Here is a 16,261-nt window from a genome sequence, read left to right as displayed (position 1 = left end):
TCGCGGAGCCGGGGTTGCACGGTGCGGACGTCGTCCGCGGGTGCGCCGTCGGGGGCTCGGTGCGGGGTTGTGGTGCCGCACGGAGCCACCAGCCTCGCACCAGCTGACGAACCTCGCACCGTGCGAACCAGCACCTCCGTGCGAACCCGACGCACCCCGCCCACCCCGGCGAGCCGCAGGCCCCCACGCCCCGCTCCCGACATACGCTCATCCCATGGCAGTCCCCGTCCCGCTCGGCACCGAGGACCGCACCGCCCGCCTCACCCTCCGCCGCCCGGACTCCTGGCGCCGCGAGGACGCAGCCCAGGCGGACCTGCGCGTCACCGGCGACGACGTCGTCCTCACCGTCCGATCCCGTCCCAGCGACCGCGCGATCGGCGACGAGAACACCGGTCTGCTCGCACGGCTGCCCGGCTCCGTCGAGGGGCTGCTGCTCGTCGGCTGCGACCCCTGGACGGCCGCAGGTGCCCCGGCTCGGCTCGTGGAGTACGTCCGGCCCGACGAACACGGCGACGTCGCCGGCACCCACCTGCTCTTCGTCACCGGTCGGCACCGCGTCGACCTGACGATCGAACGCCCGCTCGCCCGGCTGCTCGAGACCGACGACCTGGTGCTCGCAGTCCTCGAGAGCGTCCGCGCCACCGAGACGGTCCCGGTCCGCCCCGAGCGTGACCTCGAACACCTGCCGGCCCCCGCCCCGGCACCGTCGCTCGACGGCCCCCGGCTCAGCGCGAACGCGATCGGCACCCTGCGGAGCCTCGCCGGACGCCGGTGGAACCCGACGCTCCTCCGCACCGCCGCGGGCCGCGAACTCATCGAAGCGGGCCTCGTCGGCCGGCTCGGCACCCTGCCGGAGTCGACCCAGACCCTCCTCGAGCCCTGGCAGGGCGATGCCCAGCCGGTCACGCTGGAACAGCACCTGCCCGACGGGGGCGAGTCGCGCCTCCAGGCCTGGTCGCAGACCGTCGTCGACGGGACCGACGCGGCGGGCGCCGTGGTCGCCTCCGTCACGCCGGACCGGGCCGTCGCGCTGCTGGCCGGGAGGCTCGGCATCGGTCCGACGTGGACCTTCCCGTTCCGCACGGGGTCGCTCCCAGGGCACCTGCTCGGCCGCAAGCTGGCCGGCGGTCCGGACGTGCCGGACCTGCCGGAGGCCCTGGCCGAGGCCGACCCGCGCCTCGCGCGGTTCTGGGCTGCGCCGTGGACGGTCTCGCACCTGCGTCGACCGGGCAAGCCGAAACCGGTCACGATCGTGCGGGCCGAGGGACACGGGTTCGCGCGCGTGGGGACGACGAAGGCCGGGGAGACCGCCTTCCGGACGGACTCCCCGGCGAACGTGTACCGGTCGGTGGTGCGGGCGCTGCTGGGCTGAGCGCGCCCGGGTTCTGCCGCTACGCGGCGGGGCCGGCGGTCAGGGTGATCGTGACCGTCTTCGCGGTGCCGGCGCTGTCGGTGTACCGGACGCTGACCTTGTCGCCCACCGAGTGCGACTGCACGACCTTGGTCAGCTGGTCCGAGCTCGTGACCGCGGTGCCGTCGACGCTCGTGATCGTGTCACCCGCACCGAGGCCGGCGCTGGCGGCACCGGAGCCCTCGACCGTGCCGGCGACCGCGACGCCGCCCGTGGTGGTGGTGGTGTTGCTGACCTCGACGCCGAGGAACGCGGGCAGCCCGATGGTGATCGTGCTCGACGACTCCCCGGCGAGGATCTTCTGGGCGATCGTCTTCGCGGTGCTGATCGGGATGGCGTAGCCGGTGACGTCGGCCGTGCCCGAGGACGCCGCCGTGGCCATGCCGACGACCTCGCCCTCGCTGTCCAGGACCGGCCCGCCGGAGTCACCGGAGACGATGTCCGCCGAGATCTCGAGCAGGCCGCTCAGCGACTCGGTGCCGGTGCCGGACTCGCTCTGCACCTGGATGTCCTGGTCGGTCGCCGTGACCGTGCCCTCGGCGGAGACGAGGTTGCCGGTGCCCTCGGCGTTGCCGACGTCCTTCACGGTGTCACCGGTGCTCGGCTCGCCGTCGTCGTCGAGCGTGACCGTGGACAGCCCGGAGGCGTTCTCGAGCTTCAGCACGGCGACGTCGTTCGTGGCGTCGGCCCCGACCACGTCGGCCTTGTACTGCTTGCCGGTGGTCTCGTCGGTGACGGTGATGCTCGTCGCGCCCTGGATCACGTGGTTGTTCGTCAGGATCGTGCCGTCGGAGGTCAGGACCATGCCGGTGCCGGCCGCCTGTGACGACTCGTCGTAGTTCAGGACGGTGTTGATGGTCACGACGCCCTTCTTGTCGGCGGCCGTCGCCGCAGTGGCGGGGGACTGCGTGCTCGTCCCACTGCCGTCGCTGCTGCCGTCGGTGCCGCTGCCGCTGCCGCTGCCGATGCCGCTGCCGTCGCCGGGCACCGTGAAGCCGTTCGTGCCGTCGCTGCTGCTGCCGGTACCGGTGCCGGTGCCGGTGCCGGGCAGCGTGGTGGTGCCCTGCGACTGGCTCGACGTGGTGGTGGTGCCCTGCGAGGACAGTCCGAGTGCGGTGCCGCCCGCAGCGCCGACGATCGCGAGGGCAGCGATGCCGGAGCCGATCATCAGCCCGAGCCGGCGGGGGCGCTTCGTCAGACCGGGGTGGTTCGCGGCGCCGGAGTGGGTCGCGGCACCGTAGTGGTTCGCGGTCGCCGCCGAGGAGGCCCAGGCGTGGTTCGCGCCGGCGAGGGCGGGGCTGCCGATCAGGTAGGGGCCGCGGCCGTCGGGCGTGTAGGCGTAGGGGCCGGTGCCGTCCGGGCCGTACAGGTACGGGCCGGATCCGTCGAACGCGTACGCCGGGCGCAGGGAAGCCGGGTCGGCGTGCGGTGCCTCCCAGTGCATCCCGGGAGCCTGCTGCTGCGCGGCGGGGGTGCCGTTCTCGTCGTGGTCGGCGGCGGCGGGGTTCGGGGTCTCGTTCATCGGTGCTCTCCGGTCGTCCCTCGACGGCCCGGTCGGGCGTCGATGGAGACCAGTACAGAGGGCTTCCCCATGACGAGCCTATGAACGAACCCTGCGCACGCTCCGGGCTTGCTCGGGGGACGCCGAACAGGGCTCCGGCGTTAGGGTGGCCTTACCTCCATGCCTCCGTCGACGTCCCCGCCCCCGGCTCCCAGCTCCGTCCCCCGACTCGTCGGTGCGACCGTGCTGGCGGTCGTCGTCCTCGCCGTGGCGTGTGCCCTGTCGATCGCGTACGGCTCACGGCCGATCCCGCTCGGGACCGTCCTCGACACGGTGCTGCACCCCGGCAGGAACGACGAGATCGGGCTGATCGTCCTCGGCAACCGCGTGCCGCGCACCGTCGTCGGTCTGCTCGCCGGAGCAGCACTCGGCGTGGCCGGGGCGGTCATGCAGGGCGTGACCCGGAACCCGCTCGCCGACCCCAGCGTCCTCGGCATCAACTCCGGCGCCACCCTGGCCGTCGTCACCGGGATCGCGCTCTTCGGCGTGAGCGGGACGGCCGCGTACCTGCCCTTCGCGTTCGTCGGGGCCGCCTTCGCGGCCCTGCTCGTCTACGGGATCGCGGCCGTCGCCCGGCGCGGGCTCTCGCCCGTCGGGCTCGCCCTCGCCGGAGCCGTCGTCGCCGCTGCCCTGTCGTCGGTCACCACCGCGGTGCTCGTGACCGACCAGAGCCTGCTCGACCAGCTGCGGTTCTGGCAGGTCGGAGCCCTCGCCGGCAAGGACCTCGGCACGGCTGGGGTCATCACGGCACCGGTGCTCGTCGGGCTGGTGATCGCGTTCGGCCTCGGTCGGTCGCTCAACACCCTGGCGCTCGGGGACGAGCTCGCGGCGTCGCTCGGGCAGCGGGTCGTGCTCGTCCGTGCCGTGGGTGGTCTGGTCGCCGTCCTGCTGGCCGGGTCCGCGGTGGCCGCCGCCGGGCCGATCGCGTTCGTCGGCCTCGCCGTGCCGCACGCGGTCCGTCGCCTGAGCGGCCCGGACCACCGGTGGACCATCCTGCTGTCGGCGATCGTCGCCCCCGCACTCCTGCTCGTGGCGGACGTCATCGGCCGCGTCGTCGCGTACCCGGGGGAGCTGCAGGTCGGCATCGTCACCGCACTCATCGGGGCGCCGGTGTTCATCGCGCTCGTGCGGTCGAGGGCGGTGCGGGGACTGTGAAGCCGCTGTTCCGTTCCGTCGGGCTGCGCCGTGAGGTCGCGGTGCTCGTCGCCGTGGTGGTGGTCATCTCGGTGCTCGTCCTGATCGGGCTCGGCGCGGGGTCGATCCCGCTCACGCCCGGTCAGGTGCTGGCCAGCCTGTTCGGCCAGGGGGACCGCATCTCGGACTTCGTGATCGGGCAGCTCCGCGGCCCCAGGGTGCTCGGCGCGGTCCTCGTCGGCGCCAGCCTCGGTGTCGCCGGCGCGATCGTGCAGAGCGTCGTGCGGAACCCCATCGCGAGTCCCGACGTCATCGGGATCACCTCGGGGGCCAGCGCCGCCGGGCTCACCGCCATCGTGCTGTTCGGCGCGAGCGGCGGCACGCTGTTCTCGGTCGTGCTCGTCGGCGCCGTGGTGGTCGCGATCGCCATCGCCGGGCTCGCTTGGCGGAGGGGGATCACCGGGAACCGGGTCGTCCTCGTCGGCATCGGTGTCGCGGCGATTTGCCTGAGCATCACCGGGTGGATGCTCACGAGCGGCACCGTCACCCAGGCCGGAACCGCACTGCTGTGGCTCTCCGGCAGCCTGAACGCCGTCGACCGTGACCTGGTCGGGGTGCTCGGTGTCGCGTTCGTCGTGCTCGGCGTGCTCGCACTGCTGCAGTCCGCTCGGCTGCAGGTGCTGAGCCTCGGGGACGAGGTCGCCGCCGCCCTGGGGCTCCGACCGGACCGCGCGAAGGTGCTCCTGCTCCTCACCGCCGTGTGCCTGACCGCCGCAGCCGTCGCCACCGCGGGTCCGGTGTCGTTCGTGGCGCTGATGGCAGCCCCGATCGCTCGACGCCTGGTCGGCGGCGGACGGGTCGCCCTCGCGCCGGCGGCAGCCGTCGGCGCCGCGATCACGCTCGGCAGCGACCTGCTCGCCCAGTTCGCGATCCCCGGCAACGCGCTGCCGGTGGGGGTCGTGACGGGTGTCGTGGGCGCGCCGTACCTGCTCTGGTTGCTCGCGCGGGGGCGTTGACGCGGGTCGTGCTGGTTCGTTGACGCTGGTCGAGCTGGTTCGTTGACGCTGGTCGAGCTGGTTCGCTGACGTGGGTCATGCTGGTTCGCTGACGCCGGTCGTGCGTTCGCGCATCGCGGAAGTCTCTCCACAGTCCCAGATCGGGGCTGCCGCTCGGGGCTTCGTTTCCGATACGCTGGTAGGCCAAGAGGAGGAGGTCCACCGATGCCAGATCCAGTGGTCCCGCAGCCGGGCGGTCAGAAGTCCCCGGAACAGCGGCTGGTCGACACCACGCTGACCTTCAGCATGGACATGGGAGCGGCGCTCACCGCCGAGTCCGGTGTCTCGACCGAAGAACGTGAAGCCGTCAACGCCCTGCCCTCCGGGTCGGCGTTGCTCGTGGTCCGTCGTGGCCCCAACGTGGGTGCGCGGTTCCTCCTCGACTCCGACGTCACGACGGCCGGCCGCCACCCCGACGCCGGCATCTTCCTCGACGACGTCACCGTGTCGCGCAAGCACGCGCAGTTCCTGCGCCACGGCACGAGCTTCAGCGTCAAGGACAACGGTTCCCTGAACGGTACGTACTTCGACGGTGTCCGCATCGACGAAGCGCTGCTCACCGACGGGGCCGAAGTCCAGGTCGGCAAGTTCCGCCTGACGTTCTACGCATCTCGGGTCGACCTGGCGCGCCTGGCGAACGCGTAGTGGCCGCACGGTCCGCTGCGGCCCGGGCGGGGTCCGCGGCACCGGACCTGCTCACGATCGGGCAGGTCCTCGCTCGCCTCAAGCCCGAGTTCCCGGACCTGTCGAGCTCCAAGCTGCGGTTCCTCGAAGAGCGCGAGCTCGTCACCCCGATCCGCACGGCCAGCGGGTACCGCAAGTTCTCCGCCGCCGACCTCGAGCGTCTCCGGGTGATCCTCGGACTGCAGCGCGACCACTACCTGCCGCTCAAGGTCATCAAGGAGTACCTCGCCGACCTCGACGCCGGGCGCGAACCGGTCCTGCCCGGGGGCGGAGACGCGCCGAAGCCGTCGATCCTCGGTCGTGAACGTCGGTACACCCGCGACGAGACCGTCCGCGCGGCCGGTGCCTCGCCGATGCTGTTGGCCGACGCGGTCTCGGCCTCGCTCCTGCCGCCCACCGACACCTACGGCGACGACGGCGTCTCCGTGTTGAAGGCCCTGGTCGAACTGCAGCGCACCGGCATCGAGCCGCGGCACCTGCGCACGCTCCGCAGTACTGCGGAGCGTGAGGTCGGTCTCATCGAGTCCGCCCTCATGCCGGTCTCCCGCCGGGGCGACGCCACCTCGCGCGCGAAGGCCACCGAGCTCGCCCGCGAGATAGCGGGACACCTCGAGATCATCCGGTCGAACCTCATCCGCCAGGCCATCGGTCGTCTCGACGCATGACGCCGTCCGGTGCTCCGACAGGGCTTGTGTGTCAGTGGTCGGGGCGTATCCTCGACACGCCGGACGCGCCGGGTCGGATGTCCCGCGCGGGAGCGGTCGGAGTCGCTACCGTGGACCTCGGAACAACTCTCAACCCGTCGTTGAAGCTTCGGGTGGGAGCTCGATCGTCGTGGAAGGCAAGCTCATGAGTGGGAACGACACCCCTGGCACCGAGTCTGATGTGACCCGGTACGACCTCGGGCTGCTCTTCACCGATGGTCTGCCCGAGCACGACGAGCAGAACGGCTACCGCGGCACCGTCGCCGCACGGGCAGCCGGCATCTCGTACCGACAGCTCGACTACTGGGCCCGCACCGAGCTCGTGCAGCCGACGATCCGCGGCGCCGCTGGCTCCGGTTCGCAGCGCCTGTACGGGTTCCGCGACATCCTGGTGCTCAAGCTCGTGAAGCGCCTGCTCGACACCGGCATCTCGTTGCAGCAGATCCGCACCGCCGTCAACCAGCTCCGTGAGTCCGGCGTCTCCGACTTGGCGCAGACCACGCTGATGTCCGACGGTGCCTCGGTGTACCTGTGCACCTCCGACGACGAGGTCATCGACCTCGTGTCCCGCGGCCAGGGCGTCTTCGGCATCGCGGTCGGCAAGGTCCTGCGCGAGGTCGAGAGCTCCCTGGTCGAGCTCGACGCCACCGCTGCGGCCGACCCCTCCGACGAGCTCGCCGCTCGTCGCGCTTCTCGCGCTTCCTGACCACCCGCGTTCGGGCCCTGTGGTCCCGAACCGTCGCGTGTGAGTCGCCGTGTGGTCACGAACTGTCGGCTGTGACGTTGCCGGCCGACGGTTGGTGACCAGTCGGCGGACGTGAGCGGGGTGGTGTGACCGCTTGGCGTGCCGGGGCCGGGCGTGTCCGCTGGGGCGGGGGCGTGCCTCCAGGCCCTTCGCGGGTGGTGGCGAACCGTCGTGTGCGCGGCACCGAGCGGTCACGAACTGTTGTCTGCGCGGGCTTCGGCCGACGGTTGGTGACCAGTCGGTGGACGTGAGCGGGGTGTCGTGACCGCTGGGCGTGCCGGGGCCGGGCGTGTCTGCCCGGGCGGGTCGCGCCTCCAGGCCGTCGCGGCGAGGTCGCGAACCGTCGCGTGCGGGTCGCCGAGTGGTCACGAACTGTTGTCTGCGCGGTCTTCGGCCGACGGTTGGTGACCAGTCGGCGGACGTGAGCGGGGTGTTGTGACCGCTGGGCATGCCGGCGCCGGGCGTGTCCGCGGGGACGGGGCGCGCCTCCAGGCCGTCGCGGCGAGGTCACGAACCGTCGTGTGCGGGTCGCCGAGTGGTCACGAACTGTCGGCTGCGCGCGCCCGAGCCGACGGTTGGTGACCAGTCGGCGGACGTGAGCGGGGTGTTGTGACCCGTCGGCGTGCCGACTCCGACCTAGGCGGCGCCGCCCTCGGCGTACGGACCGATCTTGCCGGTGCGCATGATGCGCTCGAGCAGCTGGTCGAAGTTCTTCGCCATCTCCTGCGCGGACTCGCCGGGCCAGACGTGCAGCGGCTTCGCCGCACCCTGCGCCTGCTGCAGCGACGTGCGCTCCGGCAGCTGCGGGGAGAGCACGAGCGGGCCGAACATGTCGCGGAGTTCCTTGATGCGGAACTGGTGCTCGAGCGACTGCACCCGGGCACGGTTCACGATGATGCCGAGGGGCTGCAGCCGGGGGGAGAGTCCGCGGCGGATCTCCTCGATGGCGCGCAGCGCACGGTCGGCGGCGGCGACGGAGAACAGGCCGGGCTCGGTGACGACGGTGACGCGGTCGGACGCGGCCCACGCGGTGCGGGTCAGGGCGTTCAGCGACGGCGCGCAGTCGATGAGGACGAGCTCGTAGTCCTGCTCGACGTTGGCCAGGGCCTCTTCGAGCTTCCAGATGTCGCGGATGGACGGGTGCGGCCCGTCGAAGTTGATGGCGGAGGGCGACCCGACCATGACGTCGATCTTGCCCTGCGACCCCTTCGTCCAGCCCGAGGGGGCGATCGCCTGACGGACGATCTTCTCCTTCGGGTTCTCGAGGACGTCGGCCACGTTGAGGTGGCCGGCGAGGTTGATGTCGAGGCCCGTCGAGACGTCGGACTGCGGGTCCAGATCCACCACCAGCGTGCGCAGTCCCTTGGCGAACGCGGCCGAGGTCAGGCCGAGCGTCACCGTCGTCTTGCCGACACCACCCTTGAGGGAGCTCACGCTGAGTACATGCACGTTGAGCAACGTTACCGCCACTAGGGTTGTCTCACCTCAACCCGGGCTGAAAGGGACGTCGTGTTCACGAAGATCCTCGTTGCGAACCGTGGCGAGATCGCCATCCGCGCGTTCCGTGCCGCCTACGAGTTGGGGGCCCGTACAGTGGCCGTCTACCCGTACGAAGACCGGAACTCCCTGCACCGGCTCAAGGCCGACGAGGCCTACCTGATCGGGGAGCGGGGCCACCCGGTCCGGGCGTACCTGGACGTCTCCGAGATCATCCGCGTCGCCCGCGAGTCGGGGGCCGACGCGATCTACCCGGGGTACGGGTTCCTGTCTGAGAACCCCGAGCTCGCCGCGGCAGCAGCCGCGAACGGCATCACCTTCATCGGCCCGGGCGAGCACGTGCTCGAGATGGCCGGCAACAAGGTCACCGCGAAGGAGCACGCGATCGCGGCCGGCGTCCCGGTCCTCGCGAGCACCCCGGCGAGCCGCGACATCGACGAGCTCATCGCCGGCGCGGACGCGATCGGGTTCCCGGTGTTCGCCAAGGCCGTCGCCGGCGGTGGTGGCCGTGGCATGCGCCGGGTGGAGACGAAGCCCGAGCTGCGCGACGCCCTCGAAGCCGCGATGCGCGAGGCCGACAGTGCGTTCGGCGACCCGACGATGTTCCTCGAGCAGGCCGTCATCCGTCCGCGCCACATCGAGGTGCAGATCCTCGCCGACGCGACCGGCACCGACGCCGGCACGATCCACCTGTTCGAGCGGGACTGCTCGGTGCAGCGGCGCAACCAGAAGGTCGTCGAGATCGCGCCGGCGCCGAACCTCGACCCCGCGATCGCGCAGGCACTGCACCGCGACGCCGTGGCCTTCGCCCGGTCGATCGGGTACGTCAACGCCGGCACCGTGGAGTTCCTGCTCGACACCGAAGGCGAACGCGTCGGCCAGCACGTCTTCATCGAGATGAACCCGCGCATCCAGGTCGAGCACACAGTCACCGAAGAGGTCACCGACGTCGACCTGGTGCAGTCGCAGATGCGCATCGCGGCGGGGGAGACCCTCGCCGACCTCGGCCTGTCGCAGGACGCCGTCCACGTGCACGGCGCGGCGCTGCAGACCCGCATCACGACCGAGGACCCGACGCAGGGCTTCCGTCCGGACACCGGCCGGATCAGCACCTACCGCAGCCCCGGCGGCGCGGGCGTCCGGCTCGACGGCGGCACGGTCGCCACCGGCGCGCAGATCAGCCCGCACTTCGACTCGATGCTCGCGAAGATGACGTGCCGCGGCCGGGACTTCCCGGCGGCGGTGTCCCGGGCGAAGCGCGCCCTCGCCGAGTTCCGCATCCGCGGCGTCAGCACGAACATCCCGTTCCTGCAGGCCGTGCTCGAGGACCCGGACTTCGCCCGCGGCGACGTCTCGACGAAGTTCATCGAGGAACGCCCCCAGCTCTTCGGCGGCCACGTCTCGAAGGACCGCGGCACGAAGGTGCTCACCTGGCTCGCCGACGTCACGGTCAACAAGCCGAACGGTGAGCGGTCGCCGCTCGTCACCGACCCGGCCGACAAGCTCCCGGCCACCGACCTGACGACGCCGGTGCCCGAGGGACAGCGCGACCGCCTGCTGGCGATGGGCCCGGCCGAGTGGTCGAGGGCCCTCCGCGCCCAGACCGCCCTGGCGGTGACCGAGACGACGATGCGGGACGCCCACCAGTCGCTCCTGGCCACCCGGGTCCGCACGAAGGACCTCGTCGCCGTCGCACCGCACGTCGCGCGGCTCACCCCGCAGCTGCTCAGCGTCGAGGCCTGGGGAGGTGCGACCTACGACGTCGCCCTCCGGTTCCTCGGGGAAGACCCCTGGGAGCGCCTGTCCTCGCTGCGCGAAGCGATGCCGAACATCCCGATCCAGATGCTGCTCCGTGGCCGCAACACGGTCGGGTACACGCCCTACCCGACCGAGGTCACCGACGCCTTCGTCGACGAGGCCGCTCGGTCCGGCGTCGACGTCTTCCGCGTGTTCGACGCGCTGAACGACGTCAGCCAGCTGCGTCCGGCGCTGGAGGCAGTGCTCGCGACCGGCACGGCGGTCGCCGAGGCGGCGCTCTGCTACACCGCCGACCTCCTCGACCCCGCCGAGGACCTCTACACGCTCGACTACTACCTCCGCCTGGCGGAGCAGATGGTCGAGGCCGGCGCGCACGTCATCGGCATCAAGGACATGGCGGGGCTCCTCCGTGCCGGTGCGGCCGAGAAGCTCGTCACCGCGCTGCGCGAGCGCTTCGACCAGCCCGTGCACGTGCACACCCACGACACCGCCGGCGGGCAGCTCGCGACCCTGCTCGCCGCCTCGCGCGCCGGGGCCGACGCCGTCGACGTGGCCGCAGCACCCATGGCCGGCACGACCAGCCAGCCGAGCATGTCCGCCCTGGTCGCCGCCCTGGCGCACACCGAGCGCGACACCGGTCTGTCCCTCGACGCCGTCGGTGACCTCGAGCCCTACTGGGAGTCGGTCCGTCGCGTGTACGCCCCGTTCGAGTCCGGGCTCGCCGGTCCGACCGGGCGTGTCTACAAGCACGAGATCCCCGGCGGTCAGCTGTCGAACCTCCGGCAGCAGGCGATCGCCCTCGGGCTCGGCGACCGGTTCGAGCAGGTCGAGGACTGGTACGCCGAGGCGAACCGGATCCTCGGGCGCCCGACCAAGGTCACGCCGTCGTCGAAGGTCGTCGGTGACCTCGCGCTGCAGCTCGCCGCCGTCGGTGCCGACCCGGTCGACTTCGAGCAGAACCCCGACAAGTACGACATCCCGGACTCCGTGGTCGGGTTCATGGCCGGCGAACTGGGCGACCTGCCCGGCGGCTGGCCGGAGCCGTTCCGCTCGAAGGTCTTGGCCGGGCGTGACGTCCGACTCGAGATCACCCCGGTGCCCGCGGACGAGCGTGCGCACCTCGAGACCCCCGGACCCGAGCGGCAGCAGGCACTCAACCGCCTGCTCTTCCCGCAGCCGACGCAGCAGTTCCAGCGTGTGCGGGAGCAGTACGGCGACCTGTCCGTCGTCCCGACCGTCGACTACCTGTACGGGCTGCGCCCGGGGCAGGAGCACAGTGTCCCGCTCGGCAAGGGCGTCGACCTGTTCGTCGGGCTCGAGGCGATCGGCGAGGTGGACGCCAAGGGCATCCGCACGGTCATGGCGACGATGAACGGGCAGCTCCGCCCGGTCGCCGTCCGCGACCGTTCGGTCGAGGTCGAGACGAAGGCGGCCGAGAAGGCCGATGCGTCCGACCCGAAGCACGTGGCCGCGCCGTTCTCCGGTGTGGTGACGCTCAAGGTCGCCGTCGGTGACGTCGTCGAGGCCGGTACGCCGGTGGCGAGCATCGAGGCGATGAAGATGGAAGCGGCCATCACGGCGCCCGTGTCGGGCACCGTCGGCCGACTCGCGATCCCGGTGACCCAGCAGGTGGACGCCGGCGACCTCCTGGTGGTGCTGCAGTAAATTGACCGTTCGTCCCATCCGCCTGTTCGGCGACCCCGTCCTCCGATCGCCGGCCGATCCGATCCGACCCGAACTGCTCGGGAGCACCGGAGTCCGTGACCTGGTGCAGGACCTCGTCGACACCGTCAAGGAACCCGGACGTGCCGGGGTGGCCGCGCCGCAGATCGGCGTGGGGCTCCGTGCGTTCTCGTACAACGTCGACGGCGAGGTCGGCTACGTCCTGAACCCCGAGGTCGTCGAGGTCTCCGGGGAGCCCGAGCTCATGGAAGAGGGCTGCCTCTCCGTCCCCGGCCTCGGCTACCCGACGCGTCGGTACCCGTACGCCAAGGTCCGGGGTGTCGACGTCGACGGCGCCGAGGTCGTCCTCGAGGGCACCGGACTGATGGCCGAGGCGCTCCAGCACGAGTGCGACCACCTCGACGGCACGGTCTACGTGATGACGCTCGACCCCGAGATCCGCCGTCAGGCGCTGCGCGACATCCGCGCCCAGGACTGGTTCCACTGAGCGGTCCCACAGGCCCGCGTTCGCGGGCTGTGAACTCGGGTGTGACACCCCCACGGGGGATTGTCGCTTTGTCCTGACGAGGGGGTACCGTGCTGCTGTCGGCCTCCCACCGACGGCCCATCCGATCCCCCCAGGACTCCCGCATGACCAGTCAGAACGACGAGCTGAGCTCGCACCGCACCCGCACCAACCGTCGACCGGCCGAGGCCACCGTCACGACCGGTTCGACCGCCGTCCTCGACGCCCCCGCGACGGAGCAGCCGCAGGAGGCCTGACCCCGCAGGCGCCCCGGCGCCCGCTGGACCGCCTGGAGGCCCGGATCACGTCCGACGGACGCGATCCGGGCCTCCAGACCGTTGCGTCCACAACCGCGCGCACCTGGCGGGATCGGGCGTCCCTGGTCGGAAGAACCGACCCGGTACGCCCGAAGTGACCAGGTACGCCCGGCGGGCGCTAGGAGCGGCCTCGGCGCCGCCCCTCGACCACCGGGGTCGCCGTCGTCTGCACCTTCGACCCGGAGTAGATGTGGTCGACGTCGGCGGCGAAGTCCTGCAGGATCACCGACCGCTTGATCGTCAGCTTGGGCGTGAGGTGCCCGGACGCCTCGGTCAGGTCGGTGTCGAGGATCGTGAACGACCGGACCGACTCGGCGCGGGAGACGCGGCTGTTCGCGGTGTCGATGGCCTCCTGGACGGCGGACAGCACGCGTTCGTCGTAGGCGGCCTCGTGTGCGCTCAGCGCCGGGGCGATCCCGCGGGACTCGCACCAGCCGGGCAGCATCTCGCGGTCGAGCGTCACGAGCGCGGCGACGAACGGCTTGCCCTCGCCGACGACGACCACCTGGCCGATGAGCGGGTGCTCGCGGATGCCGTCCTCGAGCGGTGCCGGTGCGACGTTCTTGCCGCTCGCGGTGACGATGAGCTCCTTGGCGCGTCCGGTGACCGTGAGGATCCCGTCGCCGTCGAGCCGGCCGAGGTCACCGGTGCGGAACCAGCCGTCGGCGAAGGCGTGCTCGGTCGCCTCGTCGTTCCGCCAGTACCGGTCGAAGACGTCGACGCCGCGGATCAGGATCTCGCCGTCGTCGGCGATCCGGACCTCGATGCCGGGCAGGGCGCGACCCACCGTGCCGATGCGGAGTTCACGGGCACGGTTGACCGTGGCGGGTGCCGTGGTCTCGGTCAGGCCGTAGCCCTCGAGGATGAGCACCCCGATCGAGCGGAAGAAGTGCGAGAGCCGCGGGGAGAGGGGCGCCGAACCACTGATGGCGTACTCGACCCGGCCGCCCAGGGCATCGCGGAGCTTCGCGTACACGAGCCGGTCGAACAGCCTGAACTTCAGGCCGAGCAGGAACGGCACCCGGCCGGCGGCGAGGGCTTCGGAGTGGGCGACCGCGGTGTCGGCGGCAGCGCGGAAGATCCTGCCCTTGCCGCCGAGGTCGGCCTTCTGCTCGGCGGAGTTGTAGATCTTCTCGAACACCCGGGGGACCGCGAGCAGGAACGTCGGCTGGAAGGTCGACACCGCCCGCATGAGGTCCTTGGTGTCCGGCTCGTGGCCGACGAGGACACCCGCGGAGACCGACATCGCGGCGATGAACCGCGCGAAGACGTGGGCGAGCGGGATGAACAGCAGGGTCGAGGCGCCGTCGGCGACCACCTCGGGCATCGCCTCGCTCGCGCCCTCGACCGTGGCGGTGAAGTTGTCGTGCCGCAGGACGCACCCCTTCGGCCGGCCGGTGCTGCCCGAGGTGTAGATGATCGTGGCGTCGTCGTGGCCGTGCACGTGGGCGGTGCGGGCGTCGAGTTCGTCGTCGGTGACGTCCTCGCCGAGCCGGGTCAGGTCGTCGAGGCCGCCGCCGTCGATCGTCCAGTGCTGGCCCAGGGCGGGCAGGTCGGGTGCGATGGAGGCGACGCGGCGCGCGTGCTCCTCCTGCTCGACGACGATGGCGACCGACTCGGAGTCGGACAGGATCCACCGCACCTGGTCGGGGGAGCTCGTCTCGTACACGGGCACGGACACCAGGCCGGCGGTCCACACGGCGAAGTCGACCAGGGTCCACTCGAGCCGGGTGCGCGACAGGATCGCGACGTGCGCGCCCGGTTCGAGCCCGGCGGCGACGAAGCCCTTCGCGATGCCCCGGACCCGGGCCAGGGTCTCGGCCGCGGTGAAGGTCGTCCAGGTGTCGCCGTGGCGCTGGGCGAGGATCGGACGTTCCGGCGTCAGACGGACGCGGTCGCCGAGGAGCCGCGCTGCCGAGCCGTGGTCCGGGGCGACGGGGCCGGCGTCGGGGCTGGTGGGGTGCTCCCCGGCCGACGGTGTGCTCCCGGTGGCGGCGCTGCCAGCGGTGGACGTGTCGGTGGAGGCGCTGCTGCGTGCAGGACGCTGATCGTTCACGGTGACTCCCTTGTCTGCCGGTTCGACTCGAGTGCGCCTCAACACCGAGGCGACACCGCCAGCATAGGGCGCGTCTCCGGGCGTTCCTCGACTTCGCGGCGAACCGGTAGGCTCGTTGCTCGTGCACGCCATCGGAATCGACATCGGGGGCACCAAGATCGCGGGTGCGGTCGTGACGGAACTGGGCGAGATCGTCGCCGAGGACCGCGTGGCCACCAACGCTGCGGACCCGAACGCCATGCTCGACGACGTCGTCTCGATGGTCGAGCGACTCAGCTCGCTCCACCAGGTCGGCGCCGTGGGGGTCGCCGCCCCCGGGTTCATCGACGCTTCGCAGTCGATCGTCTACTACACGCCCAACATCCGGTGGCGGAACGAACCACTCCGGCAGAAGCTGCAGCAGCGCCTCGGCGATCTGCACATCACGGTCGACAACGACGCGAACGCCGCTGGCTGGGCGGAGTTCCGGTTCGGTGCCGGTCGGCTCGTGTCCGACATGACGATGCTCACCATCGGCACGGGGGTCGGCGGCGCCATCGTGACCGAGGACCGGCTGTTCCGCGGCGGCTTCGGCACCGGTGGCGAGATCGGGCACCTGCGCATCGTCCCGAACGGCCTGCCCTGCGGGTGCGGCGCCCGTGGCTGCATCGAGCAGTACGGCTCCGGCCGCGCCCTGCAGCGCATGGCCAACGACGTCGCCGACGCCGGCGGGATCGGTTCGGCCCTGGCCGACGCCCGCGCCGACAACGGTGGCCAGCTCGACGGCAAGATCGTCGGCGACCTGATCCTGGCCGACGACCCGGGTGCCCTCGCGGCACTCCGTCGGCTCGGTCGGCACCTCGGCGAGGCGTGCGCGTCGCTCTCCGCCGTGCTCGACCCGCAGCTCTTCGTGTTCGGCGGCGGCGTCGCCAGCGCGGGGGACCGGCTGCTCGACCCGATCAAGCAGGCGTACCTCAACAACCTGCCGGCCCGCGGGTACCACCCGGAGCCCGACTTCGTCATCGCCGAACTCGTCAACGACGCGGGCGTCGTCGGTGCTGCCGACCTCGCTCGCATCCACGCCCGGACGGCGTAGGGTCGGCGCGCAAACGCAAACGCAAACGCAAACGCAAACGCAAACGCAAAAGCAAACGCGAACACCCGTGCACCAC

Annotated in this window: 13 protein-coding genes; 10 read left to right on the top strand and 3 right to left on the bottom strand. The window is 71.7% G+C overall.

What is annotated here, in order from left to right:
* Nucleotides 1–214 precede the first annotated feature (214 nt).
* Entirely contained in the window at nucleotides 215–1,372 is a 1,158-nt protein-coding gene (locus QRN30_RS12475; RefSeq protein WP_071251031.1) for a hypothetical protein, read from the top strand.
* A 19-nt stretch (nucleotides 1,373–1,391) separates the two neighbouring features.
* Here QRN30_RS12475 and QRN30_RS12470 read toward each other — a convergent pair whose 3' ends face one another.
* Nucleotides 1,392–2,933 (bottom strand): S1C family serine protease, encoded by a 1,542-nt coding sequence (locus QRN30_RS12470; RefSeq protein ID WP_284761152.1) that lies wholly within the window; start codon nucleotides 2,931–2,933, stop codon nucleotides 1,392–1,394.
* 159 nt (nucleotides 2,934–3,092) lie between these two features.
* Between QRN30_RS12470 and QRN30_RS12465 the strand changes: the two genes are divergently transcribed.
* The 5 genes from QRN30_RS12465 (at nucleotide 3,093) to QRN30_RS12445 (ending at nucleotide 7,255) form a co-directional block, all read left to right on the top strand.
* The gene (locus QRN30_RS12465; RefSeq protein ID WP_140447937.1) at nucleotides 3,093–4,127 is read left to right on the top strand and encodes a FecCD family ABC transporter permease; all 1,035 of its coding nucleotides are present in this window, start codon (nucleotides 3,093–3,095) and stop codon (nucleotides 4,125–4,127) included.
* Nucleotides 4,124–5,122, top strand: coding sequence for a FecCD family ABC transporter permease (locus tag QRN30_RS12460; RefSeq protein ID WP_017886599.1), 999 nt, complete (start codon nucleotides 4,124–4,126; stop codon nucleotides 5,120–5,122). The genes QRN30_RS12465 and QRN30_RS12460 overlap by 4 nt, the downstream gene beginning before the upstream one ends.
* A 204-nt stretch (nucleotides 5,123–5,326) precedes the next feature.
* Entirely contained in the window at nucleotides 5,327–5,806 is a 480-nt protein-coding gene (locus QRN30_RS12455; RefSeq protein WP_042537353.1) for an FHA domain-containing protein, read from the top strand.
* Nucleotides 5,806–6,510 carry a transcriptional regulator FtsR gene (gene ftsR / locus QRN30_RS12450; RefSeq protein ID WP_017886601.1) on the top strand — a complete coding sequence of 235 codons (705 nt, stop codon included), beginning with the start codon at nucleotides 5,806–5,808 and terminating at the stop codon, nucleotides 6,508–6,510. Before QRN30_RS12455 ends, ftsR begins: the two co-directional genes overlap by 1 nt.
* 184 nt (nucleotides 6,511–6,694) lie before the next feature.
* Entirely contained in the window at nucleotides 6,695–7,255 is a 561-nt protein-coding gene (locus tag QRN30_RS12445; RefSeq protein WP_027465231.1) for a MerR family transcriptional regulator, read from the top strand.
* 675 nt (nucleotides 7,256–7,930) lie between these two features.
* On the opposite strand, the gene QRN30_RS12440 is transcribed toward QRN30_RS12445, so the two are convergent.
* Entirely contained in the window at nucleotides 7,931–8,743 is an 813-nt protein-coding gene (locus QRN30_RS12440; RefSeq protein WP_027465232.1) for a ParA family protein, read from the bottom strand.
* A 60-nt stretch (nucleotides 8,744–8,803) separates the two neighbouring features.
* Here QRN30_RS12440 and QRN30_RS12435 point away from each other — a divergent pair, with 60 nt between their 5' ends.
* The 3 genes from QRN30_RS12435 to QRN30_RS12425 all read left to right on the top strand — a co-directional run bounded on the left by QRN30_RS12435 (nucleotide 8,804) and on the right by QRN30_RS12425 (nucleotide 12,994).
* Nucleotides 8,804–12,214 carry a pyruvate carboxylase gene (locus tag QRN30_RS12435; protein WP_071251042.1) on the top strand — a complete coding sequence of 1,137 codons (3,411 nt, stop codon included), beginning with the start codon at nucleotides 8,804–8,806 and terminating at the stop codon, nucleotides 12,212–12,214.
* A gap of 1 nt (nucleotide 12,215) precedes the next feature.
* On the top strand, nucleotides 12,216–12,719 hold the full coding sequence (locus QRN30_RS12430) for a peptide deformylase (protein WP_017886605.1): 504 nt from the start codon (nucleotides 12,216–12,218) through the stop codon (nucleotides 12,717–12,719).
* A gap of 143 nt (nucleotides 12,720–12,862) precedes the next feature.
* Complete coding sequence (locus QRN30_RS12425) at nucleotides 12,863–12,994, top strand: hypothetical protein (protein ID WP_017886606.1); 132 nt, start codon at nucleotides 12,863–12,865, stop codon at nucleotides 12,992–12,994.
* Nucleotides 12,995–13,172: 178 nt separating this feature from the next.
* Here QRN30_RS12425 and QRN30_RS12420 read toward each other — a convergent pair whose 3' ends face one another.
* Nucleotides 13,173–15,110, bottom strand: a complete 1,938-nt coding sequence (locus QRN30_RS12420; RefSeq protein ID WP_159556505.1) for an AMP-dependent synthetase/ligase — start codon at nucleotides 15,108–15,110, stop codon at nucleotides 13,173–13,175.
* A 121-nt stretch (nucleotides 15,111–15,231) separates the two neighbouring features.
* Here QRN30_RS12420 and QRN30_RS12415 point away from each other — a divergent pair, with 121 nt between their 5' ends.
* Entirely contained in the window at nucleotides 15,232–16,185 is a 954-nt protein-coding gene (locus tag QRN30_RS12415; RefSeq protein ID WP_017886608.1) for an ROK family glucokinase, read from the top strand.
* Nucleotides 16,186–16,261 lie beyond the last annotated feature (76 nt).

It is taken from the genome of Curtobacterium sp. MEB011, from assembly GCF_030209655.1.
Lineage (GTDB): Bacteria > Actinomycetota > Actinomycetes > Actinomycetales > Microbacteriaceae > Curtobacterium > Curtobacterium poinsettiae.
Note: the sequence above shows the minus strand (reverse complement) of the source record. Positions and strands in the feature narration are given on the sequence as shown.

Excerpts from the sequence above, each read along its gene's own strand:
- QRN30_RS12465 (WP_140447937.1), top strand. The coding sequence starts at position 3,093 with ATGCCTCCGTCGACGTCCCCGCCCCCGGCTCCCAGCTCCGTCCCCCGA.
- QRN30_RS12455 (WP_042537353.1), top strand. The coding sequence starts at position 5,327 with ATGCCAGATCCAGTGGTCCCGCAGCCGGGCGGTCAGAAGTCCCCGGAA.
- QRN30_RS12425 (WP_017886606.1), top strand. The coding sequence starts at position 12,863 with ATGACCAGTCAGAACGACGAGCTGAGCTCGCACCGCACCCGCACCAAC.
- QRN30_RS12470 (WP_284761152.1), bottom strand. The coding sequence starts at position 2,933 with ATGAACGAGACCCCGAACCCCGCCGCCGCCGACCACGACGAGAACGGC.
- QRN30_RS12475 (WP_071251031.1), top strand. The coding sequence starts at position 215 with ATGGCAGTCCCCGTCCCGCTCGGCACCGAGGACCGCACCGCCCGCCTC.
- QRN30_RS12445 (WP_027465231.1), top strand. The coding sequence starts at position 6,695 with ATGAGTGGGAACGACACCCCTGGCACCGAGTCTGATGTGACCCGGTAC.